Below are 20011 nucleotides of genomic sequence, written 5' to 3' on the forward strand. Positions count from 1 at the left end.
AATAAATGCAGTGAAGAGAAGAGTAAATAAAATGAATTTTTCACAGAGAGCTCCATGTAGCTGAAAAGGAGTAAAAATTCTTTATTGAACCAAGCCTCTGAGCAGCACATCGGAACCTATTATTAGGGGATGGTGTGACGGGAGCTCCCGTTATAGAGCTATGGTATAAGCATGAATTAGAATGCAGTACCTAATAAGGTTAGTATGGTGACATATTAACAAACTAGGGTGGCACCGCGATGATAAATCTCGTCCCTAAGATTAAAAGTCTTGGGGGTGGGATTTTTTTATTGTTGTAAAACAATTTTGAAAGCGGGGGCCAAAAATGAAAAATTTACTTAAAGATTGGAAATATCCTTTATTACTATTGTCCGGAGTTGGTATTGCGAATTTAGGGGCATGGATTTACTTAATAGCACTGAATGTACTTGTCTATAATATGGGTGGCTCAGCCTTAGCTGTTGCTACTTTATATGTAATAAAACCATTAGCCACTTTATTTACAAACGCTTGGTCTGGGAGTATGATTGATCGTTTAAATAAACGGAAATTAATGATTCACCTCGATATATATCGTGCGTTATTTATCGCTATTTTACCTTTACTTCCGTCACTTTGGATTGTTTATGTATTCGTATTCTTTATAAGTATGGCCAGTGCAATTTATGAGCCAACTGCTATGACATATATGACGAAATTAATTCCAGTAGAGCAAAGACAACGTTTCAACTCATTACGCAGTTTAATAGGATCTGGTGCATTTTTAATTGGTCCAGCGATAGCGGGGGTTTTATTAATTGCAGGTACACCAGAGTTTGCTATATATATGAATGCTATAGCATTTCTCTTATCAGGATTCATTACATTACTTTTACCGAATCTTGATAAGAAAGAAGATTTGGATACAACTAGTAATACATTATCACTTACAGTATTAAAAAAAGATTGGAACACTGTTATAAATTTTAGTAGAAAACATGTGTATGTCGTATGTGTGTATTTCTTATTTCAAAGTATGTTCGTATTAGCAACTGCTACTGATTCACTTGAACTATCGTTTGCGAAAGATGTATTACTACTAACAGATAGTGAATATGGTTTTCTAGTTAGTATAGCTGGTGCAGGATTTATTTTAGGTGCCATAACAAATACAATTTTGTCAAAAAAATTAGCACCTTCATTTCTAATTGGAATAGGATCATTATTCATCGCAATTGGTTATTTAATTTATGCTTTTTCAAATGTATTTTTAATAGCTGCTATTGGATTCTTTATTTTATCTTTCTCTATGGCATATGCAAATACAGGATTTTATACATTTTACCAAAATAATGTTCCCGTTCATATAATGGGACGGATCGGGAGTATATATGGACTTGTTATTGCGTTAGTAACAATCTTTATTACAATACTATCTGGTGTTGCGACTCAGTTCATTTCTATACAACTTGTAGTTATTGTAGGGTCATTAATAATGTTATTTATTACTATCGTCTTGTGTGTGTTTACTTTATTCCCATCACAATCTAAGTTGTATTCTACTGAGTCAATAAAGTGAAAATTTAATCAGTGGGGGTCTTACTGCTCATAAATAGCGGGATAAATTTGAAATGGACTTTGTGTTTTCATTAATAATTTATCGTATTTAATAAGAGGGTTCCTTCCTCTTTATATGGAAAAATTAATAAGAGGAAAGAACAATACCGAAAGATAAGGGTGGTTGTCGTGATAAAAACAAAAGATGAAATTGATAAAATTGTAAAAGAAATACAAAAGAAAATAGATTTCTCTGGAGTAGTTTTAGTAAAAAAAGAAAAAGATTTAGTCTATGAAACAGCATTGGGTTACGCAAACAAAAGTGAATGTATAAACAATACGATACAAACAAGATTTGGCATTGCCTCAGGATGTAAAATCTTCACTGCAATTGGCATCTGTCAACTTGTTGAAAAAGGTGTTATTTCTTTTCATACAAAATTAAAGGATTGTCTAGAGATAAAACTTCCAAACTTCGATGAAGATATTACAATACATCAACTACTAACGCATAGCTCTGGTATACCAGATTATTTTGATGAAAGTATTATAGATAACTTCGAGGATCTTTGGAAACAAACACCTATGTATCTATTAAAGAGCTTAAAAGACTTTTTACCATTATTTCAAAACAATAATATGATGTTTGCACCTGGGAGTAAGTTTCACTACAACAACGCAGGTTTTATCATACTTGGATTAATAATAGAAGAACAGACGGGACTTAAATTTACGGAGTATATAGAAACAAACATTTTTAATTCGATTGGCATGAATGATTCTGGCTATTTTTCATTAGATAAATTACCAAGACATACAGCTCTAGGATATATAAAGGACGAAACCAACCAAAATTGGAGAACAAACGCTTACTCTATACCAATAAAAGGAGGGGCTGATGGAGGTGCATATGTTACTGCACCAGACATGTTGAAATTTTGGGCGGCACTATTTAATAATGAAATTTTAGGAAAGGAATATACAAAGTTACTTTTAACTCCCCACATTTATGTAAATGATAAACAGTCTTACGGATATGGAATATGGATTGAAACACGAGAAAACAAGGTATTCAAATATCATGTAATGGGATATGATCCAGGCGTCAGTTTTCGCTCGGCCATATATCCAGAATTAGGAATCACTTTAGTTATTCCATCGAATAAAGAGGCAGGACCTGAAAAATTAATGACAGAAATAGAAAGAGCTTTTTAATTATATGGATATAAAAGAAGAGATACGAAAATAATTTAAACGGGTTTATGATTGTTTCTGTTCTGAAAAATATTTTAGTTAACGAGGAACCCTTTATTTATTAAATAAGGGGTTTTTGTAATTCTGCACAATTACATATGTTTATATGGATTTTTAAATTAAAAAATATTACTATATAATTGTAAATTTAAATTATTAATTCATATGAAAGGATGTGTTAACAATTTGTATATGATCAACGGTAGTTTGTTTATTATTTTAGGGGTTATTTGTTATTTAATTGTACGTGGAATATTAATTGGTACCAAAAATAAAAAACATGTGATTTGGTGGAAAGAAATAGTAAGTTTTTTATTCGTGGTTTACATTTGTATGGTTGTTGCAGTAACTTTATTCCCTTTACCAATCGGTTTTCCTTCTAATGTTGAAAATCTGAATCGCTCGGTCAATATAATACCATTTGCATCAATTATTAAAGACATCAATCAAATTGGTAGTGCTTATGATGGAGATGCCCTATTTATGATTGGGCTAATTGTAAGAAATGTAGGCGGGAATATTTTATTATTAATGCCTTTAGGATTTTTAGCACCTATCCTATGGGATAAATATAAGAAATTCAAAAATACAATTTTATTAGGATTTTCTATATCAGCTAGTATTGAATTGCTACAATTAATTGAGTCTTTATTTAGTGGAGTGGGACGTATTACTGATATTGATGATGTGATTTGTAATGTTCTAGGTTCTATTTTTGGATATTGTATTTATAATATCTTTTTAAAAGCCATTAATAAATTTAACATTCGAGTATTGGGTAAAACTAATTCTAAAGGTGTGGAATTAGTTGATAAATAGGAGTTTAAACGAGTTATTAAAGGCGTACGAGTAAAAAGTACGTCTTTTTTATTTTTATAAATAATGCTTAAGGCTGATGAGAAATCACATTTTTCATCTTACACTTGAAAGTAGCTATCGTATTTCAAGTATGGAGTGAAAAGAGGAGAATATAATTTTTAAAGATAAGCAAGTTTATAGGAGGATTCTAAATGGATATTTTACTTGTTGTTCTTATTATTGTTTTGATGCAAAGTAAAGAACGAAAAGTGAAAATAAACCGTATTTGGCTCATTCCGGCTTTGTTGTGCTTTGTAACAATCCAGTCCATTATTCATATGGGACAAATAACATCCCTTGTTTAACATTGCTAAGAACGGTAATACTAATTAACATTGAACTTTTACAACAAGGGATGATAATATGATATACATTTACACAGATTTTGGTGGAACACATACTACCTCACTAGCTGCAGCGTATCATTTAAATAAACTACCAACGGATCGTAAGTTAACGAAAGAAGAAATTTTGAATGTAGATTACTTTAATAAATTGAAAACAGAAGATATGGGAAAAATTATTTTTCATGGAATCGATGAACATGGTCATCCTGTATATACGATTGGATGCGGCGCATCAAAAGTTGTTGTACCTGCGATGAAGCATTTAGGAGAAATCTTGCAAAAACATTATCAAAGCCATGAAAAGATTATATTTTCTAATACATCACCAACAGTGCCTTTACCGATGACTTTCGGTGGGCTGTTTTCTAGAAGGTTCCATATTGATTTTATTGGCGTACCGTTACTCGTATGGGGAGCAAAAATTTGCTGTGATAATATACAAAGGCTTGTTAGTTATACAAAAGAAGCTGGACGATTAACGAATGATTATGTAGTAATTTTAGATAATGAAACTTTTAAATAGTATATGATAAGAAGAAAATCGAGCAAATTCCTTGATTTTCTTTTTTATTTGTGAAATAGACAAGAAATAGTCACAATTAATATGCATCTACTATAGCCAAAACAATAAAGTCCTGTTACTATTACAGGGATATTCTCTTTTCGTAACATAAATATATAGAAAAGTCAGAAAAGAGGAATTGAATTAAGGGAGGAACAACATGAAGCGTGTTGCTTGGATTACTGATAGTACAACTGCGAGTTTTAAAACAGAAGGAGATAACTTTGTTATCCCAATTGAAGTTATTATTGATGGTGTGTCGTACAAAGATTGTGAAGAAGGTGTGCGTGAGCGCGTTTATAATGCTTTGAATGAAGGTAAAACTGTCACTACATCACAGCCTAACATAGGGGAAATGGTAGATTTATTTTCGAAATGCAAAGAAGAATATGAAGAAGGATTTGCAGTTGCTATTAGCGGAAAAGTAAGTGGAACCTATCAAAATATGAAGCTAGCTGCAGAAATGGCAGGTTTTCCATTAACGGTATTAGACAGTGAAACAACAAGTTATCCAATGGATGAACTAATTAGAAAAGCGAAATCGTTATACAATGATGGTATGACTTTACAAGATATACACAAAACATTAGTAGATGAAAAAAGAAGACCTTTCCACGTATTCCCGAAAAGTTTAAAAGGCCTTTATGCAAGTGGTCGTGTAAAGGGCATTCAATTTTTACTTGGAAGTTTATTAAGTGTCAACTTAATATTAGAAGTAAAAGGTGGAGAGCTTTTACTTGAAAAGAAAGTTCGTAAAATCCAAAAATGTCGAGAATATATTAAAAATGAACTTGAAAAAGAATTACCAAAAGTACTTCACATGTTCCATGCTAATGATAAAGATGGAGCCGAGGAATGGATTGCAGATATTAGACAAGCATTCCCTGAAATGGATTTCAAATTATATCCATTACCAATTTCATTTGCGGTTCATGCAGGTGAAGGTACAATAGCAATTAGTTATTAAAGTAAAACCCGTGAATTATTCACGGGTTTTTTATTTAATTAAAACAAAATGGGATCTCGACATATCTCCATCGAACTTAGTAATATTGCATTTTTAAACCATTGCTCAGCTAACCCTATGCAAATTTACAATTTTTAATGTCAATACTTCAAACTTGACATACTTATTGAGAAAGAGTGAGAATGAAAATATAACACTTATCCGATACATTCAGGGGTTATTAGTATTGGATTTATTTTTAAGGGGGATGTTTAATGAAACCAGAAATAATTATCAGAAATTTCTTTGAAGAAGTGCGTTCAGGGAGTAATCCGGATTTTTCAAATCGATATATGGCAGATAAAGTATTGGCACATCAAGTTATATCTGAAGAGGAACAAACAGTATATAGATCGCCAAAAGATTACGCTGAGCATGTAAGAGAGATGGTTGAAGTATATGGGAATTTCTCTTTAGAAATTCAAGAATTATTAGTACAAGATAGTAAAGTATATGTACGATGGAAACAAGTAGGTACACACATAGGAGAAATAGATGGGTATGAACCTACAGGTCTCCCTATAATTCAAATAGCAAGTGCAGTGTATAGAATAGAAAACGGGAAAATTTCAGAGTATTGGATTCAAATTGATAGATCAGGAATTCAAAATCAATTAGAATACAATAAAAATATTCAATAAATTATCTTTAAGAATAATAGGAAAAAGCATAAAAACAAGATTTTTAAAACGATTATTTCTGTTACATAAAGGATACAAATCAATGTACTTTTTTACTGAAAGATTCATTCAAATTAATAAAAAGAGAGCATGTTTTAATAAATCTTTTAAAATATGCTCTCTTTTATTGTTTCTATGTGTACTTACATCAGTTTGATGTAACATTATTATGCAGTAACAAGAAATATAGGCATCTGTTTATGAACCAAAAAAATAGTGACAATGGTTCATATGGTTCATATGGTTTAAATTCGGTATACGCTAGTTAATAATGAAAATAATAGAATCAATTTGTAATGTGTATTTCGTTTTGCACTGTAAATCATTCATATTGAGTAATAGAATTGTAGAAATATATAATAGAATATTCGCACTAATATTTATACAGCTACAATCTATTTATATATAAGGTTATTAGGATTATATTGAAAATGAAAGAGAAAACAATAGATGGAAGGGGATGTTTTTTATGTTTAAAAAAGCAGCACTAGGGATTTCATCGTTAGCAATCACAGCGTTCGTCGGATTAGGAATGGCAACAGAAGCTTCAGCTGGACCAGCAGCACCACTTACTTCACTAAACGTCGTACAAGTAGAGTCTGAGCTAGGCGGGGTAGAAACAATTAATTAGAACAGCTTCAGCACATCGCGTAACCACGGGGGAAAATACTTATATATTACAACGAAAGAAATGGGCTATGGCCAAAACCCATTTGCTAAAATGAATGGTTCTAATGTAAAAAGTATTGATTCCACTATAATTGGCGGAAGACCAATCGTTGGCTGGTATTATAAATGGGATGCTTCTGGACACCAACAAGGAACTTTTGAGTACCAAAAGACATCTATAAATGCCCCATTTAATACAATGCGTACATCAATTTATATCCAATAATTTTGAAAGCGTTCGCACATGTAGAATAGTAAAAAAGGTACTTCTAGGAGTACCTTTTTTTGATTTGAATCACGTTCATCTATATTTACAATCCTGATTTCACAGCAAGAATACTTACCATAAAACAAAATCCTTAAACGTCTATAAAATTAATATGAAAGCGTAGTACAAGTCCGCTACAGTTAAAGTACGTAACTTTACATATTTCAACTCAATGAAAAAGGAAGAAACTGCAGTACTTACGCCGCAGTTTTAAATTCATCCATGAACTCACAGTTTTTAGATATATAGACATAAACGTAATACCTGCGCCTCTTTTTTAAATTCAAGATTAAAAAAGAGAAGCTAAACTTATATAAGCTTAGCTTAATGGGGATGTGGCGGAACTTTAAAATTAATTACATCTTTTTCATAGCATAAATAATTTTGTATAGGGAGATGAAAGGATTTTTTAAAGTAATAAAGAAGTATGTATAAACAAATATATAAATGGTAGTGATTAGGATGAAAATCAGTAAGTTTGCAGAAGTAAATAATGTAAGTGTAGATACGATTAGACATTATATGGATCTCGGACTCGTTATTCCTGAGAAAAAAGGAAGTCACTATTTTTTTGACGAGTATTGTCAAAAGGATATAGAACTTATATTAGAGTACAAATGGATAGGGTTTAGCTTGAATGAAATTAAAGAACTGTTTCTTTATAAAAATTTAGGGAAATCCTTAGACTATGAAAAGGATATTTTTTATCAATCTTTATTTAAAGTAAAATATGAAAAGATTGAACAAGAGATAAAAACCTTAAAGGAACGAAAAGATAAATTAAAGAAAACGTTAAATAATTTATCTATAGAAACTGAAATCTCGAGTTCAATTTTAGGGGTAGATTTAAAAGTACTTCATTTATTTAAATGTGTTAAGTGTAACGGAAATTTAATTCTTGAAGATGGCATTATTAATAAAAATCAAATTGTTGAGGGGAAATTAATTTGTAATTGTGGTGAAGAATACGCGATTACTTCCGGAGTTTTAACAGCTGGAAAATTATTTGAGGTGTATAAGAGGAAATCACTTGAAGATTCTATTTCAGATTATATCCATGAAACGGATACTGCTTTTTTGGAAAATGTTCAAAGAGGAGGAGAATGGGCGAAAAAGAAACTAATGCAATTAGATTTAAATGAAAAAATACTACTTGATTTAGGGTCTGGTATTGGGTTCTTTTTACGAAATATTTATGAAGAACTACCGGAAGAGTGTTTATATATTGCTGTTGATCGAGATTTGAATAAACTTTTACTTTTAAAAGATGTAATTGAGAGAAGAAATGTGAAAAGAAATATTGTATTTATTTGTGCCGACTTTCTAAACATACCTATTCAGAGTAGTTCTATTGATATTGTAATCGATCAATCAGGTACAAGTAATTATAGTTTTGAACATGAGGAGTTCTTATTGCGCGAATTAAATTCCCTTTTTAAACACAATTGTTATTTATTAAGTTCATTTATTTTATTTAATAAATTTAGCATAAATAGCCAAATTGTACCTAGACTCCGAGGGAATTTTACATCTGCAAAAGTAACAAAAGAAATCGAAAATTTACAGTTTCAATCTATTGATGAAAGTACTTCAAATTATTTGATACGAGGGGGAAGGTATGAGGATTTCTTTGTTCAAGGAGAAGAAATTTATACATATTCATTTTTCGGAAAAAGATGGGGTTAACCCATGCCCATCAACTTAAGAGAACAAATAAACTGAAATTCCCTTCAAAAGGGTTATAAACTGTTCAACAGATTGATTGTTCTTAAAAATCCGCATGCGAAATAAACTCTAACGAGTTTTGTTTTTTAAATTATGCAGCTTTCTTTTGTGCTCTAGCTATACTATACTCATAATGGACACCCATGATATCAAAGACAGTTTTCTTCTCATATCTGTGAGATTTCCGCCCGTTTTTCTCTAGAAGGTGGAACAGGTGAACCAGAAACTTTGTTATCTCTTGGGTGTTTTGTATGGCTTGATAGAGGAGAAATAGATGATCTTGAATCATTCCAATCGCTTTATATTCACTTAATTCTTTTTGCTTCTTCTGTAACAAAAGTTGGCGCATTTTAAACATGGTAGAAGAACATAAGAAAATAGCAATCAGTTTCCCGTATAAATGGCACTCTATTCGTTCTTGTTTAACAGTGCGACAATGATCTATATGAAACAATGATTTCCACGTTTTAAAAACTATTTCTATCTGCCAACGTAAAGAGTATAGTTCATGGACTTGCTTCATCGAAACCCACTCCCACGGAGTGTTAGTTACATATACATTCAACCCAGATAATATTTTACTTTTTTTCGAATATGGTTTTCCTTTTTTCTTTTCACTTTCCATTTGTTTTTTTCGTCGTTCTCGTAATTGTTTTTCTGTTAGACGATACAGAACGAGTCGGGCAAACAAAACTTTTTGATCTCCTACATAAACATTACCTACTTCATAAGTTTCACCAGGTAACAAGCGCTCCATCATCATTTGCAAGTTGATTTTTACATATTCTGTCTGTTTTTTGAGTGCACCATTATGAAAAAATGTAGGATTAGGATTTTTGATATATACATTTGAATTTAACTTTAAGCGTGAAATAAAATATGTTCCCCGTTGATCCATTTGATCTAAATCCTCTAATGAAAAATACCCTAAATCACGAATACATAAATCGCCTGGTCGTAACGTATCTAAACATTCTGTGCCGAATGTTTTATCATTATTTTTTCCAGGCCCCACTTGAAAATTAAGAAATTGTCCACTATGTAAATCATATTCTAATTGAATTTTGATTCCAGCTGTTTGCGCACATCCACCTGAACCAGGGTATATATGCTCCAACGTATTAGGTACCTGAAACATGGTGGCATCCATGATGCGAATGCGTTGAAAATGAGCAAGAAGTTGATTAGAAATGTGAGTCTGTTCACAGATTTTTTGTTGTAATAACAAAGAAAAGATATGTTTTAAAAATAACACTGATTTTTCATTAAATCGTTTATTTAAGCCCTCCGGGCTAAGTACAGTACCTGTAACTGCATGAAGCCTACTACATAATCGGACTAAAGAATCACTGGCCACCCTTTGGCTAATCCAAATACAAATGGTAGCTAAATCTGCCCCTGAAAATTTGCGTTTTCTTTTTACAAATTTCATCTCTCTTGCTAGTTCTTCCAAAAAATCAGGTGTGATATAGCGCTGTAATTCTTCTGCAAATGGTTGTAACTCCTCTTGAAGCAAGAGATTCATAAAAAACGTCACCCTTTCTCATAGATTATTAAGAAAGAATAACGTTTTTTTGTACTTTGGGGTAGTAAAAAGCCTTAAGTTGATGGGCATGTGGGGTTAACCCCATCTTTTATTTATTTCCCTTTAAAACTTTTCAAATCGTACATATTGCTATTGGGCTGACCCAAGAACTTACAATGTACGTAATACAAAGTTATGCAGGGGGGAAAATGATGGGAAGTTTACGATTACATATAGAAAATAAAAATAGAAACCAAGAACTAAGAAATATTTGTTTATATTCAATTGCAAAAACAGTATCACTATTTGGTAGCTCTATTTATAGTTTCGCATTAGGATTGTATGTATTACAAATAACCGGATCTGCTTTAAATTTCGCGATTACGCTTATTTTAGGAACGATTCCAATGATTGTTATGAATCCATTTGCCGGTGTCATTGCTGATAAGGTTGATAAAAAGAAACTCGTCGTTTGCATGGATGTATTAAGCGGGTGCTTATTAATAACTGTTTATATATTAAGCAACTATTATGGATTAAACTTATTCATTATTTATACTACTACCTTTCTTATGACCGTATTTACAACGTGTTTTGGAATAGGATTAGAGGCCGTAAAACCGAATATGGTTACTAAAGAACGGTTAATGAGTATTAATTCTATAAGTAAAATTATCGATTCTATATCTTTAATTTTAGGGCCTATGTTAGGGGGCATTGTTTTTGCAGTCTTTGATATGAAAACTTTTATAATTATTAACGGTATTTCATTTATCCTTTCGGCTATATCCATATTGTTTATAAACTTTAAATTGTGCGAGCAAAACATAAATGAGGAATGTTCAATTAGAGAAATTAATTTTATTGAAGATATAAAGGAGGGATACTCTTACTTATTGGAGCGGAAAAGCTTAAAAAATACTTTTAGTATTTTAATTTCCCTTAATTTCTTTTTAGGCTTTGCTGTAACCGTTCCGTTGCCATACATTATTAACACAGTTCTCAATCTTAATTCTAAGCAATTTGGTATGATTCAAGGGACTTTTCCGATAGGTATGATAGTTGGTGCAATATTAGTGAAAAAGATAACTGATTGTTATTCTTATTCTTATCTATTGAAAAAAATAAGTTTTATGTTGGCAATTTTTATGATAGTTTTAGGGATACCTGTTTTATTTAAATCTATTGTAGTAAATAATTTGGTATATGTTACTACGTATTGCATGATTATGTTCTTTTTAGGATTTATGATAGCACAAATTGATATTCCTTTAATGTATTTCATGCAAAATGAGATTCCTGAAGAATATAGAGGAAGAGTTCTTAGTATTGGATTAAGCTTAGGTAAAATAATGCAACCAATAGCACTTGCAATATCAGGACTATTATTAAATTTCATTCCAGCCTACACGCTTCCCATTGCAGGGGGGATTGTATTTTTTACTTTGAATAAAATTTTAGCAAATAAGTTTAATTTAGAAATTCATTCAAAAGATTATAGTGTTTAACGTAACTTAAAAAGCGCAGGATTAGCATCCTGCGCTTTTCTATCGTAATTCAGCGGTTTTTCTAATGACAATCTTATCAATATCATCTTCTTCATCACCAATAAATAATCCGCGTTCTTTTAAATATGCTTCAAAATATAAATCTGCTTCAGCGCGTTCGTCATATGGCTTTACAGAGAGAACGAAACCTAATTTGTTTTGTTCTTCTAAGTGAGAAGTGGAGATGTAAGCCGGTACATTATGGCGTAAAAAGAGTTCTTTAACCGGAATAATCATATCTTTCATTAATTTCGTTAGCATACCCATTTCAAACTCGAAATTAAAGCGATCTATACTAGATAAATCAGCGAATACTACACCGATAAAACCTGTATTAAATACTTCTTGATATTCTACATCTTCATCATGGCCGCCATAAAAATTCTTTTCGATTAAATAATTTACAAAATAAGCAACGCCATCACTTTGTTCAAATGGTTTCGTTGAAAGAACAAAGCCAATTTTCTTTTGTTTATGTAAATACACACATGACATGTATGCTGAAATGTTATGTTCTTTAAACAAAGCGCTTGTTGCTCCAGAGAGACCATCTAATACGTGATGAACAATTTGAAGTTTTTTACGAGCGAAATAATAGGATTTCTTTTGTAACTCCAATGTATCAATAAAGACAGAGCCGATAAAGCCTGTATTTGAAATAATAGGTGCTTGCTTTTTTCTTCCTCTGCGCTTTAATGGAGCCATTGTTAAAATCATCCCTTCATGTACGTTTAAAATAAAATAGAACGTTTGTTCGTATAATTATATTTTACTATTAAAACGCTATAAAGTAAAGGGTTTTTGATGAAAATATAACAAAAAAGACACCTTATAAAAGGTGCCTTAAACGCTGTAGGGAATAGGGTTTACCCTAACTATTTATATTATGATACAGAAACAATCTCTTCTGTATCTTCTACATCTAAATGACAGTCCATAGTACGAACATCTTGATCTTCATGACTTCCGAAATAAATAGTAATTTTCATATGTATCGCTCCTTTATTCTAGGAATACCTAAAATAATTACTAGTAATGTTAATATTTATTATATACCACTTTTTTCATTCCGACAACGTTATATCATTTTTAATTATTTTAAACTATAGAGCACAATTTAAAGAGGTACTTTTTATAAAAAAAGGTAAATTTCTAATATGTTATATTTAATATAGAGGGATTCGAGTATTACTTTTTATGAAAAGGAGAACTATTGATGAATTATAAACAATTACTAATAGATAACTTTGCATTTAAAACTTCATATGTTGCGCAATTTGTGCCCGGAATGAGTATAAAAGAAACGAAAGATTATATTGCTGTTGATTGCGGATTACCTGCCGATACATTCAATATCATCACTCTACTGAACAATAATTTAACGGAAGGGGTCGAGAAATTATATAAGGAGGTAGAATACTATAATCAAAAGAAATTTCCAATGAGTGTTTGGTTATGGGATGAGGAGCAAGAGCGGGATATAAAAAGCGAGTTAAATAAAATCGGTTTAAAAGAAGCGGAGCAAAATATTGCGATGGTAGCAGACTTAAAAACAATTTCTCCAACAATAAACATGCCAGTAAGTTTTACAATTCAACAAGCATCTTCACCTGGACTAATAAAAAAATTTGGAGAAACGTTAGCTAATCTATTCGGCACATCGGAAGAAGCTATACATGTACAAGCATTCTATAATCAAATTTCTAATCTTGATTTATGGAACAGTGAGAATATGAAACTATTTTTAGGATTTTATGAAGGTGAAATCGTAACTGTTGGTTCATTGATATGTTCAAAAGATAGTATTGGTATTTATGACATCGCAACGAAAGAAGAAATGAGAGGACGAGGATTCGGATCTACTATGTTCAATTTCCTTCTGCAAGAAGCACAAAAATTTAAAAATACGTATTGTGTATTACAAGCTTCAACCGATGGAATCAATATTTATAAAAAATCGGGATTTCAAGCTATCGGCAAAATGACTGTATTGGAAAATCGACATGTAATTGAGTAAATCATTCTAGTTAAATTGTCTTTATATAGGAGCTTATAAATCGTTATGAAAAAGATATATCTCGTTACAATAATTTGTGCCTTTATAATAATAAGTATCTTTGTTTTTCAGAAAATTAATGAACATAAGTATACTAAAGCTATGAATCAATCAAATCATATAAAAAATATCGCACATAGAGGTGCTTCTGCGTTCGCGCCTGAACATACAATAGCAGCATATCGATTAGGCCAACAAATGAATGGAGATTATATAGAAATTGATCTCCAAATGACAAAAGATGGATATTTAGTGGCTATGCATGACGAAACCTTAAACCGTACAACAAATGGTACAGGGCTAGTGAAAGAGCATACATTAGAAGAAGTAAAGCAACTAAATGCAGGTTCTTTTTTTAATGAAAAATATCCGAACTTAGCCAAGAAAGAATTTGAAAATGCAAAAGTCCCAACATTAACAGAAATTATTGAAACGTTTGGGCATAACGCGAACTATTATATCGAAACAAAAACACCTGATGAATATCCAGGAATGGAAGAAAAATTATTAGAAATTATTAATCACTACGAAATACAGGATAAAGTGATTATTCAATCATTTAGTGAAGAAAGTCTACAAAAGATTCATAGCTTAAATAGTAATATATCCTTAGTACAATTATTACCTTATAAAAAAGCAGTTCAATTAACAAAATTAGAGATAGAAAAGTATAAAATGTACTGCATAGGTCTTGGTATGAATTACAAATATATTGATTCAGATTATGTAAAGAAAATAAAGAAAAACGGATTAGAAGTTCATCCATTTACAGTAGATAATGAAAAAGATATGAAAAAGTTACTTTCATGGGGAGTCGATGGGATGTTTACTAATTATCCGGATCGTTTACATTCAATATTATTGGATTTGAAAATTCATGAATAAGAAGTGTTATTCATAAAGGAAAAATTTACACAACCTGTATATTAGGATTATCAATGCAAGAAGGCATGTAGCATATAAAAAGAAAATACCAAAAACCGCAACTTGAAGACTTAGGTTGTGGTTTTTTAATTGCTTCGATTTCAACTTACAAAGTTTGAAGCTAGAAGTGAAAATCTTTTTAGCTGAATTGGCTTCCTATGTATTTGTACTTCGTATCGTTCTAGGTATATGTACAACCCGTGAGACGAGTTTTGCATAGGATAATAGAAAAGGAGATGTTGCATATTGAAATACCACAATAGAAATGTAAGTAATCTGAATAAATTAGCGGATAATACGAAAGCTGCAGCTTTTAAGTGGTATCAGTACTGTATCGACAATGGAATTGAAGTATTAATTTATGAAACAATCCGTACAGTCGAGCAACAACGTGAATATGTTCGTAAAGGAGCATCACAAACGATGCGCTCATATCACTTAGTAGGACAGGCATTAGATTTTGTTCCAATTCAGTCGAATGGTACAGAAGATTGGAATGGCTATAATAAAGAACCGTGGGCTTCAGCAATTCGTTATGCTAAACAAATTGGTTTCGAATGGGGCGGTGACTGGAAAGGATTTGTGGATAGCCCGCATTTGCAATATAACTACAAAGGGTATGGAACGGATACTTTTGGAAAAGGTGCTCAAAACGTAGTGACTCCTCCCACGTCGAATGATAATGTAGGGGTTGCTTATATTAACGGTAGTAATGTAAATTTACGAAAAGGACCTGGTACTGGATATGGCGTTATTCGTCAATTAGGGAAAGGAGAGTCCTACAAAGTATTTGGACAAACAAATAGTTGGTTAAATCTAGGTGGCGATCAGTGGGTTTATAACGATCCATCATACATCCGTTATACGGGAGGAAATGTACCAGCAACTTCACAATCATCAAATGATGGTGTAGGTGTAGTTACTATAATCGCGGATGTATTGCGTGTTCGTACCGGCCCTGGAACAAATTACGGCATTGTGAAAAACGTGTATCAAGGTGAAAAATATCAATCGTTTGGATATAAAGATGGTTGGTATAATGTTGGTGGAAATCAATGGGTTTCTGGTGAATATGTTACGTTTGTAAAGTGAAAATAAGAGCCGTCCAGTTGGGCGGCACTTTATTTTAAATATTCATAGGGCGAGCACTTATAATATCATTCGTGATGCATAGAGTATAATTTTTCATTCTAATAATCAGAAAGTAATCAAAATGTAATTAATTTCAACTACGCTTTTTATATTTTTTTGATACACTGGCTACGAGGGGGATACCAATTAAGGTCGGTAAAAACCAAAACCATATTGGCGGAAGTAAATTTATAATGGGAATATGGATGCCGACATTTACTAAAAGTGCGGTGACTGCACCAATATAAGAACCTAACATGCCTCTAATGTGGTGATGGAGCCAATTTTTCCAACGTTTTTTTCGTGCAAGGTATCCATAAATCGCAAATGAATAAGAGAAGATTGCTACATAAAATAAATATGCGATTTTATCCCAGTTGATAATGGATAATATTATTGCCGTAAGGGTAATGACAACATAAGGTGCATGATATATTTCGCCCCATTCGGTATGTTTTCCTTTCTTCTTTTGGGCAACCATCGCTACAATACCAGTGATTAAGCATATTGTTCCAAATAGGATGTGTATGGTTAAAAGAATGTTAAAAATGCTCATAATAATTCCTCCTTTTTTATTTTTATAGTATTGCAGTATAGGAGAAAAGTTGAAAAATATAGTTAGTTCGGCTTAATATATTGAAATAAAGGTACTCCTAGAACAAAACCCAATGATTTAAATATTTAGTGAGATGATTATTATGTTAAATGAAGGAGAGACTTCTATGTTTACATCTATTACATATTTACAATCGGGCAATGAGAAACAACAAAAAATATATGATGTTTTGAATAGCCTAAACATAATGGAGGATTTAGCTTTATATAATCCCGTTCTTTGCGGGACAATCCCTATAAGAATTGATACTCCTCAATCTGACTTAGATATTGTAATGGAAGTATATAATTTTGATGTTTTTGAGCAGGAAATGAGGTCTTTATATGGTTCTTATGGAGGGTTCAACATAAAAAAGAAAAAAATTAAAGGTACTGAATCGATAAAGGTGAATTTTGAATTCGAAGGTTTTGAATTTGAATTATTTGCTCAACCGAAGCCAGTGCGTAATCAAAATGCATATAGACACATGATAGTGGAACACATGCTATTAATGCAGCATCCCCATATAAGGGAAGAAGTTATTCGCTTAAAGGAACAAGGTTTAAAAACAGAACCTGCTTTTGCTCAAGTATTAAATATTGACGGAGATCCTTATGAAGAGCTTATTTTATTAGGGCAGGAAATGAAATTGTGGTAAATAAGATACATAAAAAATCCTCCAAAAACAAAAGAGGATTTTTTTTATGCCGTTAACTTCCGAATTAATTCACTGAGCAATCTAATTCCGTTAGTCATTTGTTCTGGAGTAGCATATCCATATGATAAACGAATGTACTGATCTGATTCTTCTTCATAAATACGTCCCGGATTTAAAAGAATTCCTTTTGATAGTGCCTCTGAAAATAGTTTTTTCATCGGAATGTTATGTATAACCTTTAGCCATATAAAAAATCCACCACTAGGAATATCCCATGATGCAATATCTGCACAATATTTATTTAAAGCTCGTATCATTATTTGTCTTCGTTCTTTCAGGTGCATTCTTACATTTGCTACATGTTCTTCATAAAAACCTTCATTTATCCATTCAGCAGCTACTCTTTGAGATAAAGAGCTGGATCCATAGTCTGTTTGCATTTTTATATCTGACAATCTATCAATAACAGGTTCTGGTCCGATTATCCATCCAATTCTCAGTCCTGGGCTAAGTGTTTTAGAGAGACTACCAATATATAATACATGTCCATGTTTATCCATCGACTTTAAAGGAGCTGGAGGTGATTCATCAAGCCATAACTCTCGGTATATATCATCCTCGATGATAGGCAATTGCTCTTTTTCACATATTTTTAATATTTCTTTTCTTCGCTCTTTGGACATCAATATCCCCGTTGGATTTTGAAAACAAGGAATTGAATATAAAATATTATTCTTTTGACTATATTTAATTCGTTTTAATAAGTCGTTAGGTAAAATACCGTGATGATCCATTGATATACCGGATAAATTTATATTTGCTGATTGAAAAATATGAAGTGAATATAAGTAAGAAGGTTGTTCAAGTAAAACAGTTGATTTTCTATGTAAAAGACCAATCGATATTAATTGTAATGCTTGGAGTGCACCAGAGACTATTAATATAGAATCCGGTGATGCATGTATTCCAAATGATCTTACATATTTGCTTATTGCTTCACGTAACGGATAAATACCTTTTTGTTCTTCGTATCCGAAATAATCTAATTCCTCACTGACGTTTTTTATTATAGATTGCATAGTTTCGAGCGGGAAAAGATGAGGTGCAAGTTCACCTTTACTAAGATGGATAAGCGTTTTATTTGCTTCTGCTTCATTTATTTCTCGCACCATTAACTTACTTGGTTTATGAATACCGGCTTTTACATATTCACTCCAATCGGGCGGAGGATTAGTTGCTAATAATGACCATGTATTATTTGTTACAATTGTTCCTGCTCCGATTTGTCCTTGAATTAAACCATCTGCTATAAGTTCATCTAGCGCAGTAATTACAGTACTTCGATTTACATGAAATAATTTTGCTAACTGCCGCTGACTAGGGATTTTACTTCCAATTGGCCATTCTCCGTTTTCAATTTTTTCTTTCATATAGTCTATTATCTGCTGATATTTGGGCACTTTTTTATCGGTCGTCATATAAAAAACTCCTTCGTTTATTTAAAAGATTCAAAGTGGTTGGTTTTTCCGATAAATAACTGGTTGAAGACATTGTATCAACTATTAAATATGATAAAAAGAAATAATTGGTAATTTAAAAATGGTTGGTTTTTTAGGGAAGGAGAGAAAATATGCATAATAAAAAATGGGATTTACGTATTATATGTGCTCACGCTTTTACAATTCTTATATGGGGAACTGCTTTTCCAGCAATTCGTATGGGGCTTGAATCTTATACGCCTGAACACCTTACTTTACTACGCTTATTAATCGCCTCATTTATACTTTTGTTATTTTCATTTATATACAAACTACGACTACCGGATTTAAAGGATATCCCAGCAATTTTTATATTTGGTGCTCTAGGATTTACTATTTATCACATCGCATTAAACTACGGCGAAAAAACAGTAAATGCTGGATCTGCAAGTTTAATCATTTCAGTCACTCCAATAGTGACGGCAATTCTTGCTTCTGTTTTTTTGAATGAAAAAATGAAATTAAATGGTTGGCTTGGTGGTGTAATTAGTTTTGCAGGAATTGCCTTAATTTCATTTAGCCAGGGCGATGCTATTCAATTGAATAGCGGGGGATTATTTATATTATTAGCGGCGATTTCAGAAAGTCTATTTTTCGTTTTCCAAACATCTTACTTAAAAAAATACGGCTTCTTACCATTTACCATATATACAATTTTGTCTAGTACTGTATGTATGCTTATTTTCTTACCCGGAGTTTATCAAGAAATACTAGCAGCTCCACTTGAAGTTAACTTGAGCGTTATATATTTAGGTGTCTTTCCAACAGTACTCCCGTATATTGCATTGGCCTATATTATATCTCGTGCTGGTGCTTCTGAAGCAACAAGTTCTCTATATTTAACGCCAATAACTGCGTGTTTCATTGCTTGGATATGGTTAGGAGAAGTGCCAACTTTGGTTTCGATAATTGGCGGAGGAATTACTATACTTGGAATTGTGATTGCTCATATACCGGTATTAAGAAAAGAAAAACATAGGAATTTAGCAAATAATCAATCCGTATAATGTAATTCAATAATAATTTTATGATACTTTTTTATATAGTTTCTTTCTTATGTTGATAAATATAATATTTTGTATTTCAGTTAAATATTGTATGTTACATTTTATGTAGTAAGCATTTTAAAAGG

General features: G+C 31.8%; 18 protein-coding genes, 1 pseudogene and 1 other annotated feature. Of the genes and pseudogenes, 15 read left to right on the forward strand and 4 right to left on the reverse strand.

Annotated elements, in window-relative coordinates; genetic code table 11:
- Position 1 precedes the first annotated feature (1 nt).
- Positions 2-260, forward strand: a binding site (T-box leader).
- A gap of 65 nt (positions 261-325) precedes the next feature.
- The 9 genes and pseudogenes from AC3WVZ_RS11635 (at position 326) to AC3WVZ_RS11675 (ending at position 8866) form a co-directional block, all read left to right on the forward strand.
- The gene (locus tag AC3WVZ_RS11635; RefSeq protein ID WP_000793342.1) at positions 326-1558 is read left to right on the forward strand and encodes an MFS transporter; all 1233 of its coding nucleotides are present in this window, start codon (positions 326-328) and stop codon (positions 1556-1558) included.
- Between the two features lie 167 nt (positions 1559-1725).
- Positions 1726-2751 carry a serine hydrolase domain-containing protein gene (locus AC3WVZ_RS11640; RefSeq protein WP_000598049.1) on the forward strand — a complete coding sequence of 342 codons (1026 nt, stop codon included), beginning with the start codon at positions 1726-1728 and terminating at the stop codon, positions 2749-2751.
- Positions 2752-2976: 225 nt separating this feature from the next.
- Positions 2977-3609, forward strand: coding sequence for a VanZ family protein (locus AC3WVZ_RS11645; protein ID WP_000281843.1), 633 nt, complete (start codon positions 2977-2979; stop codon positions 3607-3609).
- Between the two features lie 191 nt (positions 3610-3800).
- Positions 3801-3953: a hypothetical protein gene (locus AC3WVZ_RS11650; RefSeq protein WP_000353713.1), complete on the forward strand. Its 153-nt coding sequence runs from the start codon at positions 3801-3803 to the stop codon at positions 3951-3953.
- 58 nt (positions 3954-4011) lie between these two features.
- Entirely contained in the window at positions 4012-4518 is a 507-nt protein-coding gene (locus AC3WVZ_RS11655) for a DUF3189 family protein (RefSeq protein ID WP_000639421.1), read from the forward strand.
- A gap of 199 nt (positions 4519-4717) precedes the next feature.
- Complete coding sequence (locus tag AC3WVZ_RS11660) at positions 4718-5524, forward strand: DegV family protein (RefSeq protein ID WP_000831929.1); 807 nt, start codon at positions 4718-4720, stop codon at positions 5522-5524.
- A 254-nt stretch (positions 5525-5778) separates the two neighbouring features.
- Entirely contained in the window at positions 5779-6204 is a 426-nt protein-coding gene (locus tag AC3WVZ_RS11665; protein WP_063220386.1) for an ester cyclase, read from the forward strand.
- Between the two features lie 508 nt (positions 6205-6712).
- Positions 6713-7138 (forward strand): annotated as a pseudogene (locus AC3WVZ_RS11670) (DUF4879 domain-containing protein).
- Positions 7139-7642: 504 nt separating this feature from the next.
- Positions 7643-8866, forward strand: a complete 1224-nt coding sequence (locus tag AC3WVZ_RS11675) for a MerR family transcriptional regulator (RefSeq protein WP_063220385.1) — start codon at positions 7643-7645, stop codon at positions 8864-8866.
- A 130-nt stretch (positions 8867-8996) separates the two neighbouring features.
- Here the strand turns inward: AC3WVZ_RS11675 and AC3WVZ_RS11680 are convergent, their stop codons facing one another.
- Positions 8997-10430: an IS4 family transposase gene (locus AC3WVZ_RS11680; RefSeq protein ID WP_233936233.1), complete on the reverse strand. Its 1434-nt coding sequence runs from the start codon at positions 10428-10430 to the stop codon at positions 8997-8999.
- Positions 10431-10642: 212 nt separating this feature from the next.
- Here AC3WVZ_RS11680 and AC3WVZ_RS11685 point away from each other — a divergent pair, with 212 nt between their 5' ends.
- Positions 10643-11938: an MFS transporter gene (locus AC3WVZ_RS11685; RefSeq protein WP_000535184.1), complete on the forward strand. Its 1296-nt coding sequence runs from the start codon at positions 10643-10645 to the stop codon at positions 11936-11938.
- 39 nt (positions 11939-11977) lie between these two features.
- Here AC3WVZ_RS11685 and AC3WVZ_RS11690 read toward each other — a convergent pair whose 3' ends face one another.
- The gene (locus AC3WVZ_RS11690; RefSeq protein WP_000035355.1) at positions 11978-12682 is read right to left on the reverse strand and encodes a hypothetical protein; all 705 of its coding nucleotides are present in this window, start codon (positions 12680-12682) and stop codon (positions 11978-11980) included.
- A gap of 511 nt (positions 12683-13193) precedes the next feature.
- On the opposite strand from AC3WVZ_RS11690, the gene AC3WVZ_RS11695 reads away from it, so the two are divergent.
- The 3 genes from AC3WVZ_RS11695 (at position 13194) to AC3WVZ_RS11705 (ending at position 16049) form a co-directional block, all read left to right on the forward strand.
- Entirely contained in the window at positions 13194-13994 is an 801-nt protein-coding gene (locus tag AC3WVZ_RS11695) for a GNAT family N-acetyltransferase (protein WP_001107063.1), read from the forward strand.
- A gap of 45 nt (positions 13995-14039) precedes the next feature.
- Positions 14040-14918 carry a glycerophosphodiester phosphodiesterase gene (locus AC3WVZ_RS11700; protein WP_000725652.1) on the forward strand — a complete coding sequence of 293 codons (879 nt, stop codon included), beginning with the start codon at positions 14040-14042 and terminating at the stop codon, positions 14916-14918.
- Between the two features lie 285 nt (positions 14919-15203).
- A complete protein-coding gene (locus AC3WVZ_RS11705) occupies positions 15204-16049 on the forward strand; it encodes a M15 family metallopeptidase (RefSeq protein WP_000873739.1) in 846 nt (281 codons plus the stop codon).
- A gap of 133 nt (positions 16050-16182) precedes the next feature.
- On the opposite strand, the gene AC3WVZ_RS11710 is transcribed toward AC3WVZ_RS11705, so the two are convergent.
- On the reverse strand, positions 16183-16644 hold the full coding sequence (locus AC3WVZ_RS11710; RefSeq protein ID WP_233936382.1) for a DUF2306 domain-containing protein: 462 nt from the start codon (positions 16642-16644) through the stop codon (positions 16183-16185).
- A 166-nt stretch (positions 16645-16810) separates the two neighbouring features.
- Here AC3WVZ_RS11710 and AC3WVZ_RS11715 point away from each other — a divergent pair, with 166 nt between their 5' ends.
- Positions 16811-17341, forward strand: coding sequence for a DUF4269 domain-containing protein (locus AC3WVZ_RS11715; RefSeq protein WP_000495197.1), 531 nt, complete (start codon positions 16811-16813; stop codon positions 17339-17341).
- A 44-nt stretch (positions 17342-17385) separates the two neighbouring features.
- Here AC3WVZ_RS11715 and norG read toward each other — a convergent pair whose 3' ends face one another.
- Positions 17386-18819, reverse strand: a complete 1434-nt coding sequence (gene norG, locus AC3WVZ_RS11720) for an efflux pump transcription regulator NorG (RefSeq protein WP_000205592.1) — start codon at positions 18817-18819, stop codon at positions 17386-17388.
- A 152-nt stretch (positions 18820-18971) separates the two neighbouring features.
- Between norG and AC3WVZ_RS11725 the strand changes: the two genes are divergently transcribed.
- Entirely contained in the window at positions 18972-19886 is a 915-nt protein-coding gene (locus AC3WVZ_RS11725) for a DMT family transporter (protein WP_000551623.1), read from the forward strand.
- The last annotated feature ends 125 nt before the right edge of the window (positions 19887-20011 follow it).

The organism is Bacillus sp. CPT56D-587-MTF (assembly GCF_058792335.1).